At 72.1% G+C, this 22,388-nt stretch carries 21 protein-coding genes; 13 read left to right on the top strand and 8 right to left on the bottom strand.

Annotation, left to right across the window (positions count from 1 at the left end; all coding sequences use genetic code 11):
- Positions 1-133 precede the first annotated feature (133 nt).
- Genes GA0070216_RS24420 through GA0070216_RS36205 form a run of 4 tightly spaced genes read left to right on the top strand, consistent with a single transcriptional unit; the run spans position 134 to position 6,883 of the window.
- On the top strand, positions 134-2,419 hold the full coding sequence (locus GA0070216_RS24420; protein ID WP_245722704.1) for a protein kinase domain-containing protein: 2,286 nt from the start codon (positions 134-136) through the stop codon (positions 2,417-2,419).
- Entirely contained in the window at positions 2,416-3,417 is a 1,002-nt protein-coding gene (locus tag GA0070216_RS24415) for an AAA family ATPase (RefSeq protein WP_218108278.1), read from the top strand. The genes GA0070216_RS24420 and GA0070216_RS24415 overlap by 4 nt, the downstream gene beginning before the upstream one ends.
- Entirely contained in the window at positions 3,414-4,631 is a 1,218-nt protein-coding gene (locus GA0070216_RS24410) for a DUF58 domain-containing protein (RefSeq protein WP_091250845.1), read from the top strand. The genes GA0070216_RS24415 and GA0070216_RS24410 overlap by 4 nt, the downstream gene beginning before the upstream one ends.
- Positions 4,625-6,883: a transglutaminase-like domain-containing protein gene (locus tag GA0070216_RS36205; protein WP_091250843.1), complete on the top strand. Its 2,259-nt coding sequence runs from the start codon at positions 4,625-4,627 to the stop codon at positions 6,881-6,883. Before GA0070216_RS24410 ends, GA0070216_RS36205 begins: the two co-directional genes overlap by 7 nt.
- A 65-nt stretch (positions 6,884-6,948) precedes the next feature.
- Here GA0070216_RS36205 and GA0070216_RS24400 read toward each other — a convergent pair whose 3' ends face one another.
- Genes GA0070216_RS24400 through GA0070216_RS24390 form a run of 3 tightly spaced genes read right to left on the bottom strand, consistent with a single transcriptional unit; the run spans position 6,949 to position 8,910 of the window.
- Positions 6,949-7,686, bottom strand: coding sequence for a hypothetical protein (locus tag GA0070216_RS24400; RefSeq protein ID WP_091250840.1), 738 nt, complete (start codon positions 7,684-7,686; stop codon positions 6,949-6,951).
- A 5-nt stretch (positions 7,687-7,691) separates the two neighbouring features.
- The gene (locus GA0070216_RS24395) at positions 7,692-8,540 is read right to left on the bottom strand and encodes a hypothetical protein (protein WP_091250838.1); all 849 of its coding nucleotides are present in this window, start codon (positions 8,538-8,540) and stop codon (positions 7,692-7,694) included.
- Between the two features lie 4 nt (positions 8,541-8,544).
- Positions 8,545-8,910, bottom strand: a complete 366-nt coding sequence (locus GA0070216_RS24390) for a hypothetical protein (RefSeq protein ID WP_141723180.1) — start codon at positions 8,908-8,910, stop codon at positions 8,545-8,547.
- 161 nt (positions 8,911-9,071) lie between these two features.
- On the opposite strand from GA0070216_RS24390, the gene GA0070216_RS24385 reads away from it, so the two are divergent.
- Positions 9,072-9,422 carry a WXG100 family type VII secretion target gene (locus GA0070216_RS24385; protein ID WP_091250833.1) on the top strand — a complete coding sequence of 117 codons (351 nt, stop codon included), beginning with the start codon at positions 9,072-9,074 and terminating at the stop codon, positions 9,420-9,422.
- A 1-nt stretch (position 9,423) separates the two neighbouring features.
- Complete coding sequence (locus GA0070216_RS24380) at positions 9,424-13,938, top strand: type VII secretion EssC family protein (protein ID WP_091250830.1); 4,515 nt, start codon at positions 9,424-9,426, stop codon at positions 13,936-13,938.
- Between the two features lie 186 nt (positions 13,939-14,124).
- Here GA0070216_RS24380 and GA0070216_RS24375 read toward each other — a convergent pair whose 3' ends face one another.
- The gene (locus tag GA0070216_RS24375; RefSeq protein ID WP_091250823.1) at positions 14,125-14,328 is read right to left on the bottom strand and encodes a hypothetical protein; all 204 of its coding nucleotides are present in this window, start codon (positions 14,326-14,328) and stop codon (positions 14,125-14,127) included.
- 57 nt (positions 14,329-14,385) lie between these two features.
- Complete coding sequence (locus GA0070216_RS24370) at positions 14,386-15,096, bottom strand: IS6 family transposase (RefSeq protein WP_091251048.1); 711 nt, start codon at positions 15,094-15,096, stop codon at positions 14,386-14,388.
- A 361-nt stretch (positions 15,097-15,457) separates the two neighbouring features.
- On the opposite strand from GA0070216_RS24370, the gene GA0070216_RS24365 reads away from it, so the two are divergent.
- Positions 15,458-15,766, top strand: coding sequence for a helix-turn-helix domain-containing protein (locus GA0070216_RS24365; protein ID WP_245722686.1), 309 nt, complete (start codon positions 15,458-15,460; stop codon positions 15,764-15,766).
- An 11-nt stretch (positions 15,767-15,777) separates the two neighbouring features.
- On the opposite strand, the gene GA0070216_RS24360 is transcribed toward GA0070216_RS24365, so the two are convergent.
- The 3 genes from GA0070216_RS24360 to GA0070216_RS24350 all read right to left on the bottom strand — a co-directional run bounded on the left by GA0070216_RS24360 (position 15,778) and on the right by GA0070216_RS24350 (position 18,043).
- Positions 15,778-16,704, bottom strand: a complete 927-nt coding sequence (locus GA0070216_RS24360) for an IS3 family transposase (protein WP_091250816.1) — start codon at positions 16,702-16,704, stop codon at positions 15,778-15,780.
- Positions 16,701-17,012, bottom strand: coding sequence for a transposase (locus GA0070216_RS24355; protein WP_176739119.1), 312 nt, complete (start codon positions 17,010-17,012; stop codon positions 16,701-16,703). Before GA0070216_RS24355 ends, GA0070216_RS24360 begins: the two co-directional genes overlap by 4 nt.
- Before the next feature lie 131 nt (positions 17,013-17,143).
- A complete protein-coding gene (locus tag GA0070216_RS24350) occupies positions 17,144-18,043 on the bottom strand; it encodes a DUF6308 family protein (protein WP_141723179.1) in 900 nt (299 codons plus the stop codon).
- 242 nt (positions 18,044-18,285) lie between these two features.
- Here GA0070216_RS24350 and GA0070216_RS24345 point away from each other — a divergent pair, with 242 nt between their 5' ends.
- The 6 genes from GA0070216_RS24345 to GA0070216_RS24320 all read left to right on the top strand — a co-directional run.
- Positions 18,286-18,942: a hypothetical protein gene (locus GA0070216_RS24345; RefSeq protein WP_141723178.1), complete on the top strand. Its 657-nt coding sequence runs from the start codon at positions 18,286-18,288 to the stop codon at positions 18,940-18,942.
- 72 nt (positions 18,943-19,014) lie between these two features.
- Entirely contained in the window at positions 19,015-19,413 is a 399-nt protein-coding gene (locus GA0070216_RS24340; protein ID WP_141723177.1) for a hypothetical protein, read from the top strand.
- The gene (locus GA0070216_RS24335; protein WP_141723176.1) at positions 19,413-20,144 is read left to right on the top strand and encodes a hypothetical protein; all 732 of its coding nucleotides are present in this window, start codon (positions 19,413-19,415) and stop codon (positions 20,142-20,144) included. The genes GA0070216_RS24340 and GA0070216_RS24335 overlap by 1 nt, the downstream gene beginning before the upstream one ends.
- Before the next feature lie 261 nt (positions 20,145-20,405).
- Positions 20,406-20,675: a hypothetical protein gene (locus GA0070216_RS24330; RefSeq protein WP_091250798.1), complete on the top strand. Its 270-nt coding sequence runs from the start codon at positions 20,406-20,408 to the stop codon at positions 20,673-20,675.
- The gene (locus GA0070216_RS36655; RefSeq protein ID WP_091250795.1) at positions 20,672-21,220 is read left to right on the top strand and encodes a sigma factor-like helix-turn-helix DNA-binding protein; all 549 of its coding nucleotides are present in this window, start codon (positions 20,672-20,674) and stop codon (positions 21,218-21,220) included. The genes GA0070216_RS24330 and GA0070216_RS36655 overlap by 4 nt, the downstream gene beginning before the upstream one ends.
- A gap of 533 nt (positions 21,221-21,753) precedes the next feature.
- Positions 21,754-22,388, top strand: a 635-nt coding sequence (locus GA0070216_RS24320; protein ID WP_141723175.1) for a hypothetical protein, incomplete at its 3' end; no start/stop codon positions are given.

Below are 22,388 nucleotides of genomic sequence, written 5' to 3'. Positions count from 1 at the left end.
ACGACAGCCACGATCCCGCAACGGTGAGGGCTTCCGGTTTCGGGGCGTACCGGGCCTGACCTAGGGTCTGATCCGTGAATCCACATCGGACCGTCGGGACCGAACCGGGATCGACGGACAGGCGGCGGTGCAGATGGCGAACGACGGCGGTGCCGGACCCCGGGCGGTCTCCTGGCGGGGCGCGGCTCCGCTGCCCCGGGCCGCCGCCCGAGGCTACCTGCGTCACCTCGACCTGCTCCGGTCCCTGCCCGACGAGGGTGGGATCGCCCCGGTGCAGGACGGCGGCGTCGACCCGGACGGTCACCCGTGGCTGCGGTTCCCCGACCATCCGACGACGGTGGCCGACCTGTTGCGCAGTGGAGCACTGTCCGCCCCGACCGCAGGTGTCGCCGTCGGGGCCGCCGCACGAGCGCTGACCACCCTGCACGGCGTCGGGCTGGTCGCCGGCGTGGTCAGTCCCGCCCGGCTGCTCTCCGATCCCACCGGCGTCGTCCGGCTGGCACCGCCACCACCGGTGCACCTGGTGGAGCCGGATCCCGCCTACAGCGCACCCGAGGTCCTGCTCGGCGAGGACCCGACCGAGGCGAGCGACAGGTACGCCCTGGCGGCGACCGCGTACGCGCTGCTGGCCGGGGAGCCGCCGTTCGGCACCGGCCAGCCGGCGGCGCTGCGGGCGCTCACCACGGCCCCGCCCCGGCTGCACCGGCCGGACGTGCCGCCGGAGGTGACCGACGTGCTGGTGCGGGGGCTCGCCCGGGATCCGGCGTGCCGGCCGACGGTCGAGGAGATCGGTGACCGGGTGGCCGGCACGGGCCCGCCGCGCAGCCGGCCGACCCCGCCGGGGGGCGTGGACACGAAGGAGTCGTCGACGGCCGGCGCGCAGCCGTCGGTGGGGACGCCGGTGGTCGATCCCCGGGAACTGGCCACCCTGCACCCGGATCCCACCGGCGCCCCGCTCGGCAGCAACTACCGGTACGACGAGGAGATCGGCAGCGGCGCCTCCGGTGTGGTCTGGCGCGGCCGGCGGATCAGCGACGGTCAGCCGGTCGCGATCAAGATCCTGCGCCGCGAGCTGGTCGGCCACCCGGACGCGTTGGTCCGGTTCCTGCGCCAGCGCACCGTGCTGCCCGCGCTGATGCACCCGCACCTGGTGCGGGTGCACGACCTGGTCGCCGAGGGTGACGTGGTCGCGATCGTGATGGACCTGGTGACCGGCGAGCACCTCCGGCAGGCGGCGGCGTACGCCGGGCTGACCCGGTCGGAGACTTTGACCGTGCTGGCCCAGGTCGCCGGTGCGCTCGCCGCGGTGCACGCGGTCGGGGTGGTGCACCGCGACGTGAAGCCGGAGAACGTGGTGCTCCGGCACGACGGCGACCGGTTGCACGCCTACCTCACCGATCTCGGGTTGGCGAAGCTGCTGGACGGCCCGCAGCTCACCAGCGAGAGCGTCGTGGTCGGTACGCCGAGCTACCTCGCGCCGGAGATCCATACCGGGCACCCCGCGCTGCCGGCCAGTGACGTCTACGCCCTCGGGGTGACCCTCTACGAGCTGCTGGCCGGCCAGCGGCCGATCCGGGGCTCGGGTGCCGCGGCGTTGCAGCTCGCCCACCTGGAACAGGAGCCGGCCCGGCCGGCCGGGCTGCCCGACCCGCTCTGGGACCTGCTACGGGCCTGCCTCGCCAAGGATCCGGCGGCCCGACCGGCCGCCGCCACGGTGGCGGATCGGCTCACCTGCCTCGCTGCGGGGGACGCCGCGGCCGGCCGGCCCGGCGGCGGCGCGACGCTTCCGCCTGCGGTCGCCCCCGTCCCGGCCGCAGGCGACCGCTCACCTGCGGACGGCGGCCCGAGCGGTGACGGCCGGTCCGGCGCGGGCGGCGGGGTGGCCGGGTCGTCGGGGTACGGCACCGGAGCACGGGACGCCGCCGGGACCGGTGAGGCGACCCGCAGCACGGTGCGCCCGCTGGCGGATCCGTCGACGCCGACGCCGCCTGCCCGGCGTCGCCGCTGGATACCGCTGACCGTCGCGGCGGTCGTCTGCGCGCTGGTCGCCGGGGGCGTCGGGCTGGCGCTCGGCGACCGCGGCGGCCCGCCGTCGACGCCGACCCCGACGGCCACCGAGCAGGCGCAGCCGGTGCTGTACCGGCTGCCGGTGACCGCCACCAGCGCCCGCGCCGGCACGGTGCGGCTGACCTTCCCCGACGGCACCGCGCTGCCGGGCTTCCAGTACTACCTCGTCTACCGCGACGGCACGCCGATCGAGGACTTCACCCCGGACGCCTCGCCGTTCCTGGTCGCCACCGCCGACCACCGCACCCGGCACTGCTACGAGATCGCCGCCCTGCTGGACACGGCAGAGCCCCCACCTCCCCTGAAGACCACGCCCGCCTGCCAGGCCGCGAACGGAAGGCCCGACCAGTGAACCCTCGTACCGATCCGACGACCAACCCGTCCCGCCCCAGCGCCGACCCGGCCGACTACTTCGCGGCCACCTTTCGGGCGTTGCAGCAGAACATGGAGTACGCCCTGCAGGGCAAGTCGGCGGTGGTCCGGCTCGCCCTGACCTGTCTCTTCGCCGGGGGCCACCTGCTCGTCGAGGACGTCCCCGGGGTGGGCAAGACCACCCTGGCCAAGGGCATCGCCAACTCCCTGGAGGCGAGCTGGCACCGGATCCAGTTCACCCCGGACCTGCTGCCCAGCGACATCACCGGCACCTCGGTCTACGACCAGAGCGACGGCCGGTTCACCTTCCGGCCCGGCCCGGTCTTCGCCCACCTCGTCCTCGCCGACGAGATCAACCGGGCCTCGCCGAAGACCCAGTCGGCCCTGCTGGAGGTGATGGAGGAGCACCAGGTGACCGAGAACGGCACCACCCACCCGGTGCCCCGGCCGTTCCTGGTGATCGCCACCCAGAACCCGATCGACCTGGAAGGCACGTACCGCCTGCCGGAGGCGCAGCTCGACCGGTTCCTGCTGCGCATCGCTGTCGGCTATCCGGACCTGGACGCCGAGACCGCGATCCTCACCGGCCGGGCCACCCGGGCGCTGCCGGAGCTGGCCCGGGTGTCCACCGTGGAGCAGGTGTCCTGGATGATCCAGTACGCCGGCACGATCCACGTCGCACCCACGATCGCCCGGTACGTCGCCGAGCTGGTGCACGCCACCCGGTCCCGCGAGGAGTTGCGGCTCGGGGCTAGCCCGCGTGGCAGCCTGGCGTTGATGCGGGCCGCCCAGGCGTGGGCGGCCTGCGAGGGGCGCGGGTACGTGACCCCGGACGACGTCAAGGCGCTCGCCGAGCCGGTGCTGGCCCACCGGCTGCTGCTCGACCCCGACGCCGAGCTGCGCGGCGTACGCCCGCAGCAGGTGCTCGCCGAGGTGCTGCGCGCGGTTCCGGTGCCGGCCGCCGCCGGAGTGTCGTGAGGGTGCTCACCGGGTCGGGCTGGGCGGTGCTCCTGGGCGCCGTCGCGCTGACCGTCGCCGGCTTGGCGCTCGGCTACCCCACCCTGACCGGGGTGGGGGTGGCCGCGGCGGTCGCGGTCGCCTGCGCGCTGGCGGCGATCCTGATCCGACCCCGGATCAGCGTCACCCGGACCATCACCCCGCACCGGGTGACCGTCGGCGAGCCGGCGCTGATCCGCCTCGACGTGCACAACCTGAACCGCTTCCCGGCCCCCCGCTTCGACGCCGTCGAGCAGTTCGACGGGACGCCGCTGCGGGTCCGGGTCGCCCCGCTCGCCGGCCGGCAACGCCGCGCGCTGCACCTGCCCGTCCCCACCGCCCGCCGCGGGCTGGTCCGGCTCGGCCCGGTGGTGGTCGAACGGTACGACCTGCTCGGCCTGGCCCGGCGAGCCCAGCCGATCTCCGGGCAGGCGTGGTTGTGGATCCGCCCCCGGGTGCATCCGGTGCCGGCGGTCCCGCGCGGGGTCGTCCTCGACTTCGAGGGCCGGCTCACCGACCAGTCGGCGCGGGGTTCCACGGCATTCGCGGCGCTGCGCGAGTACCAGCCCGGCGACGACCCCCGGCACATCCACTGGCGGTCCTCCGCCCGACGCGGCACGCTCCTGGTCCGGGAACACGTGGACACCACCGAGCCCACCACCACCGTCCTGCTCGACACCCGGGGCAACGTCCTGACACCGGCGGGTTTCGAGGTCGCCGTGGAGGTCGCCGCCTCGGTCGCCGCCGCCTCGACCCGGGGTGGGCACGAGGTCAGCCTGGTCGCCGTCGGCGAGGATCGCCAGGCGGTGCGGGAGGCGGGCGGGTACGACGTCCTCGACCGGCTCGCCGCCCTCGAACGCAGCCGCGCCGACGGCAACGACGTGCTGGTCCGGCTGGCCGAGCGGGCCCGGCCGGGCGGCACCCTGGTCGTGGTCTCCGGCGCGGAGCAGGGCCTGGTGGCCCGGTTGGCGCCGCTGCGCCGCCGGTTCAGCCAGGTCGTCGTGGTGCAGCTCGACGCCGACCGGGCGGACCCGGGTGACGTCGGGCCGGACCGGGCCCGGCCGGCCGGTGGCGACGGGTCCACCCCGGTGCCCACGGTCACCCGCCGGGCGGGTCTGGCCGTCGTGCGCGCCACCCACGTCGACGGTGCCGTCCGGGCCTGGTCCCGGGTGGTCGGTGGAGGAACGGCATGTTGAACCGGCCCGACGAAGCACGCCACCCACGCGACGACGCCGGCCCGGCGGCACGCGGCAGCCGGCCGGACCGGTGGCAGCTCGGCCGGGCGCTGGTGGGGGCCGGGTTGGCGGCCACCGCCGTCCCGGCCTTCGCACCGGCCTTCGGCGTCGGCCCCGGCGGCGCGCTCACCGACTGGCGGTACGGGCCCGTCCTGCTCGGCGCGATCGGCCTGGTCACCGCCTCCACCCTGCTCTTCGCTGCGGGTACCCGACTCGCTCCGGTGAACCGGCTGGCCGTGACGCTCGGCGTGCTGGTGGGTTTCGTGCTGCTGGTCGTCGCCCCCGGATGGGCGATCGTGCGGGCCACCCGGCAACTGCTCAGCGCGGCGCTGCCGCTGGAGCCGGCCGGGCCGGAGTTCGCCGTCGTCGCGCTGGTCGTCGGGGCGGCCACCCTCGGTGCCGTGGAACCGGCGCTACGCCGGCGGGCCGCCCTGCTGCCCCTGGTCGCCCCGTTGCTCGCGGTGACGGCCGGCCTGTCCGTCTCCGCGCCGGCCGGCCCGCCACCGGGCTGGCTCGCCCCGGCCGTCGCGGTCGGTGCCGCCGGGCTGCTCGTCCTCGGTCGGCTCGGCGCGGGACCGCCCGCCGGGTCGCACCCCGGCCCACCGCCGGCGGGGGGTGCCGGCGGGGAGCAGCCGGCCGCCCCGGCGAGCCGTGCGCCGTACCAGCGGCTGGTCGGTGTACTGACCACTGTCGGCCTGACCGGGCTGGTCGTCGTCGCCGGCGGCGTCGGTGCGGAACTGCTCGCCCCGGCGGGCCGAACCGCACCGGCCGAGGCCCGGCAGTTCGTCACCGAGCCGGTCGAGCCCCGGATGTCGACCAGCCCGTTGGCCCTGTTTCCCGCCCTGTTCAGCGGCAAGCGTCCGTTCTCGGTCACCGTCACGTCGAGCCAGCCGCCGCAGCGGCTGCGGTACGTGACCCTGGAGAGTTTCGACGGCACCCTCTGGAGCACCGGGGCCCGGTACCGGCACGCCGGGACGCGGTTCCCGCCGGGGCCCGCCGCCGGCCCGGCGGAACACCGCACCGAGCTGATCCGCGTCAACCGGCCCGAGGTGGTCGGCTGGCTGCTGTCCAGCGGTCGCCCCACCGGGGTCTCGGTCGCCGGCCTCGCCGTCGACGAGGCCAGCGGCGACGTGGTGGTGCCCGCCGGCCAGCCGGTGCCGGCGCAGTACCGGATCGACAGCGTCGTCGGCGTCGTCGACGAGGAGCGCAGGCGGGTCTCCGTCCCGGCCGACGGACCGGCCGAGTCGGCCTTCGCCGCCCCGGAGGATCTGCGCACCTGGGCCCGCCAGGTGGCCGGGGGAGAGCGCAGCTACGCGGCGCTGGAGCGGCTGGCGGGGCACTTCGCGGACTACCGGCTGGAGACCGCCGAGCCCCCCGGTGGGCACGGTCTCTACCAGATCCGCGAGCTGCGTCGCACCAGGGTCGGCACCGCCGAGCAGTACGCCAGCGCCTTCGCCGTGCTGGCCCGGATCCTGGGCTACGACGTACGGGTGGTGGTCGGGTTCCGCCCCCGGCCCACCGGCGAGGCGGGCCGTTACCGGGCGGAGGGCCGCGACGTCCACGCCTGGGCGGAGGTCCGCTTCGACGGGGTGGGCTGGCTGGACTTCGATCCCACCCCGACCCGCACGGTCGAGACCGAGGGCGCCGACGAACCCGCCCCCGAGCAGCCCGAGCGTCGCCCGTCCGCCGAGCCCACCCCCGGTGCCGGCGCGGCGCGGACCGCTGATCCCCCCGCCGCCGCCGGGGCCACCGACGCGCGCCCCGGCGGGGGTGACACGCCCTGGCCGGTCGGGGTCGCCGTCCTGGTCGGTGTGGTGCTGCTGGTCGGCGCGGCGGTACCCGTCGCCAAGAGCATCCGTCGACGCCGTCGACGCGGCGCCGTCGACCCGGGCCGGCGGGCGCTGGGTGCCTGGCGGGAGACGGTGGAACGGCTGCTCGACGGCGGTGTCGCGGTCACCCGGTCGCAGACCGTCGGTGAGGTGGTCGGTACGGTCCAGGGCCGGTTCGACGAGTCGGTGGCCCACGCCGTACGGCGGCTCGGCGGGCTGCACGAGGAGGCGGCCTTCGCGCCCGGTGGGATCAACCCGTCCGCCGCCGACCTGGCCTGGACCCAGGCGGACCTGATCCGGGCCGCGGTGCTGCGGCAGCTACCGCCACTGGCCCGGCTGCGCGCGCTGCTGAACCCGCGCAGCCTCGGCTCGACCCCGCGCTGAACAGGCCGCCGGCCACCCGTGGGCAACGGGTGGCCGGCGGCGGCGCGAACTGCGAAGCGCGGAACTCAGGGGCCGGGTTCGGCGTGCATCGCGAGGGCGTGCAGCGCGGCGGTGACCTCGGCGGCGGTGGCCGGCTCGGCGACCACTGCCGGGCCACCCTCGTCCAGCTCCGGGCCGTCGTACTCGCGGACCAGCCACAGCCGGTCCGGACCGGCGTCGAGGACGGCGAGCAGGCCGTCCACCCTGGACCGTCCGTCGGTGCCGTCGGCCCGCAGCAGGACGCTGCACCGCCGCCAACCGCCCGTCGGCTCGGGCACCAGATCGGCGAGGGCCCCGAACCGCCCCCGGAACCGCCGGGTCCCGGGACGGCCGTCCCCCGGCGCGGGCTCGACCAGCGCGACGAGGGTGTCCGCGAGGCGGTCGGCCGACCCCGCGTCGAGCGCGAACGTGTGCACCGGCTCGCCGAGCCGGTGCCGGACCAGGCCGGTGCCGCCGGCCAGCACCGCGTGGACCGTGCGCGGCCCGGGGCCGGCGGTCGTCGCGGTCTGCTCGACGAGCACGCACACCCGGTGGGTGGCAACCGCCTCGACCAGCGCGCCGAGGTCGACCGACGGCCACAGGGCACCGCCGTCGTCCGGTTCGAGCAGTCCCCGGGTCACCAGCCCGGCGAGCGGGTCGGTGCCCGGGGTCGGCTCCGGGGCGTCCGGCGGGACGGGGACGCCCCACAGCCCCGGGGCATCCAGCGTGTCCGCGAGCGCGTGGAGTTCGTGCGTGGTCAGGTGCAGCGTGGTCGTGGTCGACATCCGCGTCACCTGCCGAGGATCTTCTTCTTGAAGAAGCCCCCGAGGTCCTCGGCCATGTCGGCCATCTCGCCTGCGGCGTCGCTGGCCCGGTCGCCCACCCACCGGCCAGGGCCGGAGCAGGCGGCGCCGCCGATCACTCCGCCGGCCACGATCGCCCCGCCCTTGACCAGCGGGTGCGGTATCGGCGCGGCGATGCCGATCCGGGCACCCGCGGTCGCGCACGCCTCGATGGTGGCCGTCTCCGCGGCGGCGCCGGTGGCCGCCTCCGGCACGCTCGCGCCCTCCTTGAGGCGGCGGCTACCGGACTCCGCCACTCCGGTGACCCGGCCGCCGGCCTTGGCGATCTTCGCCGTCCGGTCGATCGCCTGGCGGATCTGCGGGTGGGCGCGCGGGCCGGAGCCGTTGATCGGCCACTTCGGCCCGTCCTTCACCCAGTGGCGGTAGCCGTAGTGGCTGCGCAGCATGGTCGCGGCCGTGCCACCGAAGAAGGCGGCCTGACCGCCCAGCCACGGGTACGGGCCGAGCGGTCCGTACCCGCCCGGCGGCACCACCTTGCCCTTCAGCGAGGCGAGCATCGGGGTGAACGGGTCGAGCAGGTCGGCCCGGCTCGCGTCGGCGCCGGTCTGCCCGAAGGCCGTGGCGGCGGCGAGCAGGGTGTCGGCGGCCCGGTCGAGCAGGCCGGCCAGCCCCTTCAGCCCGGCCACCACGGCCTGCGCCTCGGGCGGCAGTGAACCGGTGTCGAGGTGCAGGTCGCCCGCCACCTCGCCGAGCGCTCGGGCCTGTCCGCGCAGGCGCTGGTCGAGGTCGAACAACTCGCCGAAGACGAAGACCCGTACGCCGCTGAAACCTGACATCTCGTCACCCCACTCCGCTGGCCATCGCGGCGGCGAGCTGCTTTCTCGCCGCCCTGAGCTCGGCTCGGGCCGTGTCGGCCCGCCGCTCGTACCGGCCGGCGATCCGGCCGAGATCACCAGCCGCGTCGGCCAGCCTCGACCGCGCGGTCCCCACCACCTCCCGGGCCGACTCGGCCCGGCTCCGTGCCCGGTCGACCTTCGCCGACCTCGACCGAAGGCCACCGACGTCGACGGAGACGGCGGACAGCGTGCCGAGCGGGCCCCGGAGCCGGACCAGTGCGGCCCGGCAGGCCCGGGCGTACCCGTCGGCCTCGTCGACCTTCTCTTCGAGGGCGCGTACCCGCGCCGCGAGGGCATCCACATTGCTCACCTCGCCAGTCTCGGGGCGCACCGGCCCCCGGCGGTATCGGAAGGGCTTCCGATACCGCCGGGGTGGCCCCGGCCCCTAGCGTCGAAAGCGCCGATCCGGACGGATCGGCCGCTCGCCCTGCGACCGCAGGAGGGCACGACCAGCACCGACAGGAGACCACGATGTACCAGCTCGATCCCGGGCAGGCCCACGAGTTGGGGCGCAAGTTCGGACAGCAGGCGGACGTGGAGACCACCGCGCTGATCCGCGACATGAATGCCAGCGTGCACCGGATGCAGGCGATGATCAGCACGCTCAGCGCCGGCGTGAAGAGCATGGACTGGAAGGGACGCCGGGCCACCTCGTTCGACAATCTCTGGGAGGGCGAGTTCAAGCCGAGCATGCAGCGGATGCAGCACTCGATGGACGAGTTCACGCCGGTGCTGGAGCGGATGCGGCTCGCGTTGAAGGACGCCGAGCGCGCCATGCACGCGCACGCCCGCGACACCGAAGCGATCGACTTCGCCCACTGAGATGGAGTACGAGGTCACGGTCGTCGACCGGCGGGGTCGTCCGAGCCCGATGCTCATCCAGGCCGGGCCGGCGGCCACCGTCGGCGCGCTGCGTGACGCCCTCGGCGAGGAGCCGCGCGGGGCGGCGCTGTTCCTGGGCGCCGAGCGGTTGTCCGACGACCGGCGGTTGGCCGACACCGGGCTGGTCATCGGCGGGCGACTGACCCTCGGTCAGCCGGCGGTGGGGCGGGGCGGCGACGGGCCGGCTCCGTCGCCGGTCCGTGAGGTCGCGGTGGTGGGTGGGCCGGCCGCCGGGGCGAGCGCCCTGGTGGCCGCCGACGGTTCGCCGCGCACGCTGGTCCTCGGCCGGGCCGTCGGCTGTGACCTGGTTCTGGGCGACCCGGAGGTCAGCCGGCGGCACGCCGCGATCCGGTGGGACGGGGCAGGGGAGGTCACCGTCGCCGACCGTGGCTCCCGAAACGGCACCGGCTCGCGCGGCCGGCGGATCACCGAGGAGACCCGGCTGGACGACGGTGACCTGGCGCAGTTGGGTGAGTCCCTGGTGGTGGTGCGGCGGTATCCGGTGGCCGACACGCAGTTGGAAACCGATCCGGCGCTGGGCGTGCGGCGGTTCAACCGCCCGCCCCGGATAGTGCACCCGCAGCGGCAGGTTGAGGTGTCCGTGCCGGCCGCGCCGGAGCAGCCGAAGGGGATCCGCTTCCCGCTCGCCACAGTGCTCCTGCCGCTGCTGCTGGCCGGGGTGATCTTCCTGGTGCTGCCCAACTCCGGGTACTACCTGATCTTTCTCGCCTTCGCGCCGCTCATGGCGGTCGCCCACGTCGTCACCGAGCGGCGGGGCGGACGCCGGGAATACCGGGAGAAGCTCCGGGACTACCGGGCCGGGCTCGCGCAGGCTCGGGAACGGCTGGCCGCCCTGACCGTCAGCGAGGAGCACACGAGTCGGGAGCTGCTTCCCGACCCGGCGGCGGTGCTCCGGATCGCTACCGGCCCGACCGGCCGCCTCTTCGAACGTCGTCCCGCCGACCCCGACTTCGGCCTGCTCCGGATCGGGCTGACCGAGCGGCCGGCCGCCGTACGACTGACCGGGCCGGGTGCGGCCGCCGAGACCGTGCCGACCGCCCACGACGTGCCCGTGACGGTGCCACTCGGCACGGCCGGGGTCCTCGGGCTGGCCGGCCCGCGCGGGTCGACCATGCCGATCCTCCGGGCCCTGCTCACCCAGGTGGCGACCCTGCACGCCCCGCACGACCTCGGTCTCGTCCTGCTCACCGGGCACGACGAGGCAACCGAGTGGGAGTGGCTGAGCTGGCTGCCACACACCGTGCCGCACCGGGCCGACCTGGCCTGCCGGCGGATGGTGGCCACCGACCGGCAGCAGGCCGAGCACCGGATCGCCGAGTTGCGGCGGATCATGGAGGAACGGCTGGCCGATCGGCAGGCCGGGCTCCGTGACCAGGCGCCGCCGGGGCGACGGCTGCTGGTGATCGTCGACGGGGCCCGCCGGCTGCGCACCCTGCCCGGCCTGGCCGATCTGCTCACCAGCGGCCCGGCCGCCGGTCTGTACGCGCTCTGCCTGGACACCGTGGAGTCCAGCCTGCCGGACGAGTGCCGCGCGACGGTGGTGGTGACCGGAGCGGCCGGCACCCGGGTCAGAGTGCTCAACGAAGGTCGGGAACCCCAGCCGGACGTGCTCGCCGACGGACTCTCCGGCAGCCGGGCCGCCCGGGTCAGCCGGGCGCTCGCTCCGGTCCGGGTGCTCGGCGCCCGGTTCGGCGACGACGGCGACCTCCCCGACCAGATCCGCTTTCTCGACCTGGTCGGCCTCGGCCCCGACCCGACGGCGCAGGACGTCGTCGAGCGCTGGGCGGCGCAGCCCTCCGGTCGTACCACGACGGTGCTGATCGGTGCGGACGCCACCGGACCGGTCACCGTCGACCTGCGACGGGACGGACCGCACGCGCTGATCGCGGGCACCAGCGGCGCCGGAAAGTCGGAGCTGCTGCAGACCCTGGTCGCCTCGCTCGCCCTCGGGAACGCCCCGGACGCGCTCAACCTGGTGCTGGTGGACTACAAGGGCGGCAGTGCCTTCGCGGACTGTCGGGACCTGCCGCACTGCGTCGGGATGATCACCGACCTGGACGGGCACCTGGCGGATCGGGCACTGGCCTCGCTCACGGCCGAGCTGCGCCGTCGAGAGGGCATCCTGGCCGAAGCCGGCGCCAAGGACATCGAGGACTACTGGGCCGGCACCGGTGGCCGGCTGCCCCGGCTGGTGATCGTGGTCGACGAGTTCGCCACCCTGGTCGAGGAGGTGCCGGAGTTCGTCACCGGCGTGGTCGGCATCGGCATGCGGGGGCGCAGCCTGGGGGTGCACGTGGTGCTGGCGACCCAGCGCCCCGGTGGGGTGGTCAACGCGGAGATGCGGGCCAACGTCAACCTCCGGCTCTGCCTGCGGGTCACCCGCGCGGAGGAGAGCGCGGACGTGGTCGACGTACCCGATGCCGCCCGGATCTCCCGGCTGCATCCCGGGCGGGCCTACCTGCGTACCGGTCACGCCGACCTGACCATGGTGCAGGCTGCCCGGATCGGTTGGCCCCGGGCAGCAGGCGGCTCGGACCTCTGTGCCGACCAGCGGGTCACCGCCACCCCACGCCGGGTGGCAGACCTCGGCCGGCCGAGGGCGGGTGACCGGCCCGAGCCCGACCCGGCAGCCGGGATCGACGGCCATGCCGGTGAGACCGATCTGACCGTGTTGGTCGCGGCGATCCGGGCGGCGGCGCAACTGATCGAGGTGGCCGCACCGAGCGGCCCGTGGCTCCCACCTCTGCCGGACCGGATCACCCTCGCCGAGCTGGGGCCGACCGTGCCTCACCCGGCCGTCCACCACACACTTGGCGGCGACCCGACGTCCCGCGAGTCGCCGGTGGCGGTGCCGCTCGGTCTGGGCGACCACCCGAGCGCCCAGACCCAGTCCCCCTTCCTCCTCGACCTGGACCGGACCGGCCCGGTGGTGATCGCCGGCATGGCCCGCAGCGGACGGTCGACCGCGCTGCGCGCCCTGGCTGTCGGGCTGACCACCCGGAACGGGCCGGCCGACGTCCATCTCTACGCGCTCGACCACGGCGGTCGGGCCCTCGCCCCGCTGGCGGCGCTGCCACACTGCGGTGCCTGGGTGGAAGGGGAGGAGCACGACCGGACCGGTCGCCTGCTCGATCTGCTCGACGCCGAGGTCGCCCGGCGCACCCGGCTACTCGCCGCCGGCGGGTACACCGCGCTGCGGGAGCAGCGGGCCGCTGCACCGACGGCGGAACGCCTGCCCTACCTGGTGCTCCTGGTCGACCGGTACGAGGCGTTCCTGGCCCAGCACGGCGAGACCGACGGCGGACGGCTGGTCGAATCCCTCGACCGCCTGCTCCGACGCGGCTCGGCGGTCGGCGTCCTACCGGTGCTGACCACCGACCGCTCCGGCTTCGGGCACCGGCTCGGTAGCGCGGTCGCCACCCGGCTGGTGCTGCGCCAGGCCGATCCCGAGGATGTCGCCGTCTTCGGCGCCGACCCCCGCGGTATGCCACGGACCATGCCGGACGGCCGGGCAGTGGCCGTACCGTCCGGGACGGAGGTGCAGATCGCGCTCCTGGCCCCCGACCCGGACGGCGCGGCCCAGGCAGCGGCGGTCGAGCGGCTCGCCGCAGCGGCGTGGGACCGCTGCCAGGGCCTGGACCCGGCCACCATGCCGCGCCGGATCGACCCGCTGCCCGCGTCGGTGACCCTGGCGGAGCTCGCCGAGCTGCGTGCCGGTGCGGCGCCGGTCGGGGTCGCCACCTGCACCGTCGGTGTCGGCGGGGATCATCTTCGGCCCATCGACTTGGATCTCGCCGAGACCGGGGCGACCTTCCTCGTCGCCGGGCCACCGATGTCCGGGCGCAGCACGGCGCTTCTCGCGCTGGTCACCTCGCTCGGTGGCCGGCGGTCCGGTGACCTGCCGGTGCTGGTCTGCTGCCCCCGCCGGTCACCGTTGATGACCGGCCTCGCCGAACTGCCGGGGGTGGTCCGGGTGCTGCGTGGCGCGGAGATCGACACCGACTTGGCGGACGCGGTCGCGGAACTGGCCGGGCCGGTCGCCGTGGTCGTCGACGACGCGGAGTTGCTCGGCGAGGGGCATGCCGCCGACGTACTCGAACAGCTCGCCCGTTCGGCCCGCGACCATGGCAATCTGGTGCTCGCCGCCGGCACCACCGAGGAGCTGGCGGCGCACCGCTATCGCGGCTGGCTCTCGGCGTTGCGGCGTGGTCGGCATGGACTGCTGCTCAACCCGTCGTCGTACGTCGACGGGGAGGTCTTCGACCTGAAGCTGCCCCGCTCGACCCGGGGCGGCTGGCCGGCCGGCCGGGCCCTGCTGGTCTCCCGTGGGACCACCCTCCCGGTGCAGGTCCCGGTGAGCGGGTCGGATGTGCAGGTGGTCGGCGAGTCCTCCAGGACAGGTTCGCGCCCCTGGCCGCCGCACGAGCATTCATGACCGACTTCGTGACCTGGTACAACAACTGCCTGCGGCACTCCGGGATCGGCCTGCACGCTCCCGCCGAGGTCCACCCCGGCCGCCACCAGGCTGGAAACAACATCGGACGGCCCACGACGGCCGTCTCCCACACCACGGGCGCGGACGAAGCAGCCGCCGCAATCGCCAGCCAACCCGGATCGGGACCTACCCGTCGCGACTACTCCAGTAAAGCTCAGGGGGGATGACGGCTTGCTGAGCAGCGAAGTCCGTGGCCAGACCGGAGCCGCAGCAGTTCGCGTGATCCAGCAGATCGAACTCGTCGATCAGAGCCTGCGAGATGCCTTCGACCTCGAAGAACCGACCGCCCGGCCCGGTACCGCCGCGGACCCCGAAGCCGATCTCCCGCACCGGCGCTGCTGCGTTGGCGGATCGGTGGGCACGCCGAGCCGCGTCAGTCGGCACTGGTCAGATCGCTCGTGCGAGTTCGGTGAACGCGGCGGCCACTCGGGTCGCGGGTGGGGCGTCGGTGGCGAGTTCGTAGCGTCCGCGTCGGAGGTTCTGTACGAAGGCATGGCCGGTGACGATCGTCTGCGCGGTGCGGTCCGAACGTAGTCCGCGCATCGGTCTGAGCCGGTGCTTGAGCTGGCTGTGATCAGCCTCGATCGGATTGTTGGCGTGCCGCCCGACGTGGTGCCACGCCGACGGGACCAGGTCATCGAGCACCCTCGGGTAGACAGGGTTCGCGTCGGTGACCACCTCGCCGGGTGTGACCTTCAGCGTGGTCAGCGCCCGGTGGAAGAATCGTCGGGCCGCGGCAGCGTCCCGACGCGGTGAGACGAGCACGTCAATGACCTGCCCGTACTGGTCCACCGCCCGGTACACGCACCGCCAGACACCGTTGACCCTGACGTAGGTCTCGTCCACGAACCAACGGTCACCCGGACAGTGGCGGGAGAACCGGGCGGCGTCTGCCAGCAGCGGGGTGAACCGCTGCACCCACCGGTAGACCGTAACGTGATCGACCTCGACACCGCGCTCGACCAGCAACTCCTCCACATCCCGGTACGAGAGGTTGAACCGCAGATACCAACGCACCGCCAGCACGACCACCTCGGGCGGGAATCGGAACCCGACGAACGCCGACGCCGGCGGAGACCAGGACCGGACACGAGACAGCGACCTCACCGGCCCAGCAGACCACACCGGACAAGCCGAAGTCGATCATGCTTTCGCCCAACGCAACAGACCCAGCGGCCGCTGCCGGCGGCGGCGCGGCAGTCGGGGCGGGCGCCGGGGTGCAGGGGCAGTATGGTCTTGCAGGCTGATCGTTGACCGGGTCGACCGAGACGGAAGTGCACGGGTGAAGAAGCGGTGTGGTGTCTCGCTCACGATTCCGGTTGAGCCGAATCGTGAGCGGGCCGGTCGGGCGACCCGGCGATGGTTTGAGGTGTGCTCGGACCGTCTGGTGGGGGAGTTCGGTGAGGTGGTGCGGTCCACGCCGCAGGACCGGCTAGTGCCGTGACCACGAACGTTCGCGGTGTTGGATGACACGCCGTCTGGCCTGTCGGCCGGGCGGCGTTGTGGCGGTCAGGCTGTGGCGGTGGCAGAACTCGTTCGCGTTCGGCGGCTCAGTGACCAGGAAGGTCAGCAGCTGCTGAGGATCACTCGTAGAGGTACCGGCTCGCCGATCCGGTTACGGCGGGCGATGGTCGTGCTCGCCTCGGCCGGCGGGAACACGGTGCCAGCGATCGCCCGCCTCGTCCAAGCCGACGAGGACACGATCCGACAGCTCATCCACCGGTTCAACGAGATGGGGATGGCCTGCCTTGAGTTCCCCCCGCTTTGATGGAGCGGTGGTTACCTGCTGCCGGCTGGTGCAGGGGTGGCGATAGGTGGTTCGGCTGGTGCGGTCTGGCGGCTATGCCAGGCGGCCTCGTACTCGTTCGGGCTGAGGTAGCCCAGTTCGCGTTGGATGCGGCGGGTGTTGTACCAGCCGTCGATGTAGGTGAAGATCGCGTTCTCGGCCTCGTCGCGGGTCCGCCATGAGGTGCGGTAGACGAGTTCGATCTTCAGGGTTGACCAGAAGTTCTCCATCAGCGCGTTGTCGTACGAGTCGCCGACGGAGCCCATCGACGGCAGGATCCCGTTGTCCTGCAAGCGTTCCGCGAAGCGGAAGGACGTATAGTTCGACCCCCTGTCCGAGTGGTGGATCAACTGGCCGTCGCGGACGTCGCGGGACCAGATGCCGTATTCGAGGGCGGCGAGGATCAGGTCGGTGTCGCAGCGGTCGGAGGTCTTCCATCCGACGATCCGGCGGGAGAACACGTCGCGGACCGCGGCGAGCCAGAACACGCCTTCACCGCAGGGGATGCGGGTGGCGTCGGCGACCCAGAGCCGGTTCGGCCCGTCGGCGGTGAACTGCCGCCCGACCAGGTCCGGCGCCGGCGTGTGCCGAGGATCCTGCTTCGTGGAGCCGGCGCGCCAGCCTCGACGCAGGAACGCCCCCTGCCAACCCTGGCCGGTCATCAGCCGCTCGACGCGTTTGCGGCCCACGTAGATGCCGTCGCGGCGCAGCTGCCGGTGGACCCGGTCCGCGCCGTAGGTGCGCCCGGAGGTCTCCCAGATCTCGTGGATGTTGGAGATCAGACCCAGGTCGACCACGTCCCGGTCGCAGGGCTGCTCGGCCTGCTTCATCCACGCGTAGTAGGTCGACGCGCCGATGTTCAGGACCCGTAGCAGGAGCGCGACCGCGAACTGGTCACGATGTTCATGGATGAACCTCATGACCGTCGCCGGGTCGGGTCGAGCTCCGCCGCGAAATACGCGCTCGCGGCCTTCAGGATCTCGTTCGCCCGCCGCAGCTCGGTGACTTCCCTACGTAGCCGGCGGTTCTCTTCCGCCATCTCGCTGGTCGGCCGGTCGTGACGCTCACCCGTGTCAGCCTCGGCCTGACGGATCCAGTTCCGCAACGCCTCGTGATGCACGCCGAGCTGCTCGGCCAGGCGCCGGATCACCGGCTTCGGATCCGACTCGCGGTACAAGCGCACAGCGCGCTGACGCAGTTCGTCGGGGTACTTCTCCGGTGCTGCCACGGACAACTTCCTCCCCCACGGCCATCAGACCATGGTCAAGAAGCTCCATGAAAGCGGGGGTGGCTCACCTGGACGATCAACGTCGACGGTGTAGCCATCATCCGTTTCGAGTTCGACGACCGGACGACGCCCTACACGCCGTCTTCGCCACCGGTGACGCCCTGGTCAAGGCGTCCTTCGCCTCCTGCAGCCGAGAGCACCGTGCCGCTCGATCCCGCAAGCGAGTGACTACTTGGCTGCGGGATCGGTTCAGGCTGCAACTCCTCTGCTGTGACATGTTGGCCGACTGGCCGGTTGATCCATCGTTCGCCTTGGCCGGGCCGCCGGTGTGTTGGCTTGTCGTCCTGCGACGTCCATAAGACGATGTCGATCAACTGAAGGTCGGGTAGGTTGTGGAGTTCGGGAACGGTCGGTGTCACCGCATCCCGCAGGGCCGCGATTTCGGCGCGGTGGATGCGAATCCAGATCGCCAAGGCCCGAACGACCTTGTCGATGCGTTCGTAGCGGTCCAGGCCGTGCTGGCGCGCCTTGTTCGAGAAGCCCTCGCGGTTGAATCCGAACACTTCCGCGACGTGTCCGTCGAGCACTGGGACTGCGTGGGGTCGGTACAGGGCGGCCATCTTGGTTGTCTTGGGTCCCCAGACACCGTGGTACCCGAAGTAGCACAGGTTGACGACCGTGGCTATGCCGTCGTCGTCCACGGTGTGCAGGTCGGTGTCTTCCGGTACGGCGGCGAGTCGGGCGGCGAAGTCGCGTCGGCGTTCCCGGGAGAATCCGGCCACGTCTTCGATGTCCACTCGGCCGGCGAGCGCGTTGGCGTAGAGCAGCGACCAGGTGGTGACCTGATCGAACAGGCCGGAGGCACGGGTGCTGCGGGCGGCGAGATGGTAGGTGACCCATCCGCTGCGTGGCTCAGTGCAGAAGGCGAGCACTCGTCGGGCCGCATCCGTCACGGGCACCGGAGCCAGTACGTCACCGTCGAATCCTGCCGCTGCCGGGTTGATGACCATCTCGGGAAGGTCAGTATTCACAGCGACACCGTACGGGCTGGTCCCCTAAAGATCGACGGGCGAGCTTGCCGCAAAGAGCTGTCGAGGGTAGACACAGTTGGCCGGTCGTCACTCCAGCCCCAGATCTACTGCGCCGAAGAGTGATGTCTGAACGGGCATTCCCTGGTGGCAGCTACAGGGTGGGTGCCGACCCGAGGCCGTCGGAGTCGGGTCTTGTTCAAGGGGTTGGTCAGCTTCGGTGGTCGGTCAGTACCCTCACGTTCGTGGTGAATGTTGCAGCGGTTGAGGAAGCGTTGGGCGTCTTGGCGGTGCGGTTGGTTACGCCGGTGGATTTGATCACCATCCATCGCGACAACATGGACGAGGCGAGGCGAAACTCCCGGTACCGGAGCATGAGGTACGGGGCGTTCCTTCTGACGTACGGGCCGTTCGAGATGTTCTTCAACCAGTTGATCGGCGCGCACGGTGGCCCCCGGCAGAACACGCCGGCGACGATGGAACGGATACGGCAGCGGTTTGGCCAGCACCTCGGCATCCCGGACGTCACTGGTCAGTGGCGGGCCCGGGTTCGCGCGCAGCCCGAGCCGGGTCGCGGTGGGCGCTGGCTCTGGACCACCATCGAGGCGCAGCGCCTCGACAACTACCTACGGGATGCCAAGGCGGTCCGGAACCGGCTCGCGCACGGCGACGACCCGCAGACCGCGCCGAACGATTCCGGGACGTTGTATGACCGCAAGGACGGCAAGACGTCGATCACGTTGATGTGGGTCGAGGGCTTCGTGCAGGCGGTACAGGACTTGGCCACGATCACCGCCCTTGAACTCACCGGCGAAACCACCGTGATCCCAGACTGGCCGGTCCCACCCCGTACCGAGGTCAGCGCAAACCCGCCCGCGCCGCCGTGGGCGGCGACCCCGTAGCGGCAACTCCTTCGCATGATCGCCGACCATCGCGATCGTCCGGCGATCGACACGTGGGAGGAGCGAGGAGTCATGACGGACTACGAACTCGTGGTGGGCTGCGTCGACCCACTGCGGTCGTTCGAGCGGCTCGTGGATGTGGTCGCTCGGGTGGCGGGTGCGACCGTTCGAGAGATACCGGGTGAGAGTCGGTCGGTGGTGGGCACTCTTGCCGAGGGCAAATTCTGGGTACAGTTCGATCCCGCCGATCTTGAGCCGTTCGCCAGTCACCCGTACGTGATCGAACTGAAGCTGGAGTTTCCTTCGCGGGAACCGAAGCTGGGAGCGGACATCTTTGATGCTCTCGTCGCTGACGGTTACCGGGTGATCCTGCTGGCAGATGGCGGCTCGATCCGTTCCTCGCACTTCAGCGAGGAAGACCGAGGCGATGAAGCCACCGACGGTGGGTCCGTCGAGGCGCCACCAACCTGATGGATCTCCTGCCCGTTCCACCGTTCGAAGGCAAAGCTCGGTGGTCGGCCAGCCCGGAACCCGTGCTGGAACGGGCCCGCCAGATCCTCGCCACCCAGGCCCCCGCGTCCAACATCCAGGGCTTCCTCGGCACCACCCAGGGTCTCGGAGGCGCGGCCGTCATGGTGATCATTGGCGTGCTGATGGCCGTCACCCTCCTGCTGTGCCTCGCCGCACTCGTCGTCATCGCCGTCGACCGGCTGATCGAACGCCGCCGCCTCACTGCGGCCCTACGAATCGTCGGAGTGCCCCGCCGGGCCGAAGCTGCAGCCGACCTGGCAGAAGTGGCCCTCCCGCTGGTCATCTCGGCGGCACTGGCAATGGCAGCGACCGCAGGTGCCGTCCATGCCGCCATCGAGATCACCGGGGTCACCACCGGCCGACTCGGGCAGATCCTGCTCACCCAGGTCGGCCTCACCGCGGCCGCCGTCGTACTGCTCACCGCAGTCGTCTATGCCGGCACCCTGCTCAGAACCAGCAGCGAAGGACGGGCCGATAACCCGACGAACCCTGCGCCGGTCGATCTTGTACAGGTATGCCGCGTCGTCACGAAACGAAACACACGCCTGCGCAGTTCCAGAGCTTCGCTCGATATGGGTCGGCGAATCCGGGGCTTTAGTCGGGCAACGGGTATGAGCCTGGTGGTGTGGTGTGTCACTAGACCGCTGCGTTGCCGCAGGTCCCGCGAATGAGCTGGTTCACCGCAGCTCGCCACGGAGATCGACACTCGCAACGCTTCCGTGGTTACAGGAGCTATGTGGCGGCCTGCCTTGGAACGGCACGCACGGAGGAACAGTTTTAGTCTATGATGGCCCTGTCCAGGCACCAGTGTGTCCGGATGACGCCCTCAGCGACAGACAGCTGAGGGCTTTTTGCTGCCCTGACCCCCCGGTCGCCATGTGGCGACCGGGGGGTTTGCTTCCCCTGAGACAGGAGCCCTGGCATTGTCGTCCATGTGGTTGTTCATCGTGATCTCCCCGCTGTTGCTGGCGGCCATAGTGCTCGCCGCGGTCAGCATCACCGCCCTGTTCCTAGCGCGTCCTGAGGACGTGCCCGCCGTGACCACCACATTCGTCAACGCCTTCACCAAACTGGTGGAGCGGATCCGGATCGCACCGCCGGGACGCCGCACGACACCGCCGACTACCCCCAGTCCCACCCCTGCGGCCGCCGCACCTACTACGGCACAGGCGGACGATGCCACCGCACAGGACGCAACATGACCCGCCGGCGCGTCGGTAGCGGCGGATCCTACAGCCCGACTGAAGCCGCAGCCATCGCCCCCGAACTCCTCGAACATATGCGCGTTCTATTCCAAACGCTGTCCGAGCGGGAAGCCGGCGTCTTGCGGATGCGGTTCGGGTTATACGGTCGCGTCTGCTCCTATGAGGAGATCGCTCCCTACTACGGCATTACAGCCGGCGCGGTCCGCATGATCGAGCTGAGAGCGCTACAGAAAATGCGAGAACCCATACGCTCTCGACTGCTCCGTGACGACGCCGAGATGGGCATCCCCCTGTCGCAGTCGGTGCGGGAGCATATCGTAGGTCCCTACGAGCAACCGGCCCTGATCAGGTGCGACATGCACGGCTGGACTTCGCCCGACGAGTACCAGGCGAGCCGTCCGTGCGCCAACTGTCCCTGCCTCATGCCCGTCTCCCACACCGGCCGCTTCCGGCAGTACTGCTCCGACCGCTGCCGAAAACGAGCCCACCGCGACCGCCAGCGCGGCGCATCGGGAGGTCAAGCAGCGCCGGAACGGCCATGATCAGTACGCTGGGTAGCCTAGGACCCCGTCGTCCTGCGCGCGGTAGGGGTGGCGCCATCGGACGTGAGCCTCGGCTACCCAAACGCTCGGCGCGGGTGATGCCTAGTTCGGATCCACCGCCGAGCCACCCTGGTCACGGATCGAGCGGATCGCCTGCTGATGCTCATGTCCTTCTTGGAATGCGACGTCCACGACTGGCTACGTCGACCGGATCCGAGAGGACGCCAAGGCCCGCGGCTTGGACCCGGCCGTCCGGCCGGACTGGAACGTTGTGGCTGGGCTGCGGGACCTGGCCAACGCGTTGGTCGAGCAGGCCGGGCAGGCGCAGGCCGACGCCGGGGAGGGCTGAGCCGCCGATGATCGACACACCCTGTTATGACCCGATTGTGCCCGGGTGGAGTCTTCCCTGGGCCTATGGCGTTCCCGCGTGGCCGAGCCAGGGGAGAACGGCCTCCCACCTTCCGGCACGGTGTCCCGCAGTATGGTCTTGCAGGCTGATCGTTGACCGCGTCGACCGAGACGGAAGTGCACGGGTGAAGAAGCGGTGTGGTGTCTCGCTCACGATTCCGGTCGAGCCGGATCGTGAGCGGGCCGGTCGGGCGACCCGGCGATGGTTTGAGGTGTGCTCGGACCGTCTGGTGGGGGAGTTCGGTGAGGTGGTGCGGTCCACGCCGCAGGACCGGCTGGTCTTCGTGGCCGAGCGGCCCGAAGAGATCAAGGCGCAGGTCGGTACGGTTGTCGATCCGCCCGACGGCTACCAGGGTGAGTCGTGGGAGTGGGATGTCGTCTATTCCGCCGTCGCGTGGGAGGAATTGCTTGGCCGGGTGGAGAGCCTGCCTGACCAGGGTTCGTGGGAAGCGTCCACATACTGGGCGGCGGGTCCGGTTCTCAGTGTGGCGATGACGCGGTACGGGGGTTTCGTAGAGCTGGCCAGTTCGATCGGTGATGCGGAGGCCGCCGATTCGCGGCGGCTGCTGGCCGCGGTCCGGGAGGTGGCGGAGGTCTCGGCGCCGGTGGCTGTCGCGTTCGCCGAGCAGTGGAACCCGATGGTGACGCCGCTCGAGCAGGCTCTCAGCCGTTACGCGGTCGGTGTCGAGGAGGCGGGCGTCGTGCTGCGGAACTACGGCTGGCTGACCATCCTCAGCGATGAGATGGCCGACCGGGTGGG

The organism is Micromonospora matsumotoense (assembly GCF_900091525.1).
Lineage (GTDB): Bacteria > Actinomycetota > Actinomycetes > Mycobacteriales > Micromonosporaceae > Micromonospora > Micromonospora matsumotoensis.
This window is presented reverse-complemented; position numbering and strand designations above follow the sequence as displayed.

Coding starts and splice junctions, on each gene's coding strand:
- GA0070216_RS24420 (WP_245722704.1), top strand. CDS start 134: ATGGCGAACGACGGCGGTGCCGGACCCCGGGCGGTCTCCTGGCGGGGC.
- GA0070216_RS36205 (WP_091250843.1), top strand. CDS start 4,625: ATGTTGAACCGGCCCGACGAAGCACGCCACCCACGCGACGACGCCGGC.
- GA0070216_RS24400 (WP_091250840.1), bottom strand. CDS start 7,686: ATGTCGACCACGACCACGCTGCACCTGACCACGCACGAACTCCACGCG.
- GA0070216_RS24395 (WP_091250838.1), bottom strand. CDS start 8,540: ATGTCAGGTTTCAGCGGCGTACGGGTCTTCGTCTTCGGCGAGTTGTTC.
- GA0070216_RS24385 (WP_091250833.1), top strand. CDS start 9,072: ATGTACCAGCTCGATCCCGGGCAGGCCCACGAGTTGGGGCGCAAGTTC.
- GA0070216_RS24380 (WP_091250830.1), top strand. CDS start 9,424: ATGGAGTACGAGGTCACGGTCGTCGACCGGCGGGGTCGTCCGAGCCCG.
- GA0070216_RS24360 (WP_091250816.1), bottom strand. CDS start 16,704: ATGAGGTTCATCCATGAACATCGTGACCAGTTCGCGGTCGCGCTCCTG.
- GA0070216_RS24340 (WP_141723177.1), top strand. CDS start 19,015: ATGACGGACTACGAACTCGTGGTGGGCTGCGTCGACCCACTGCGGTCG.
- GA0070216_RS24335 (WP_141723176.1), top strand. CDS start 19,413: ATGGATCTCCTGCCCGTTCCACCGTTCGAAGGCAAAGCTCGGTGGTCG.
- GA0070216_RS24330 (WP_091250798.1), top strand. CDS start 20,406: ATGTGGTTGTTCATCGTGATCTCCCCGCTGTTGCTGGCGGCCATAGTG.
- GA0070216_RS36655 (WP_091250795.1), top strand. CDS start 20,672: ATGACCCGCCGGCGCGTCGGTAGCGGCGGATCCTACAGCCCGACTGAA.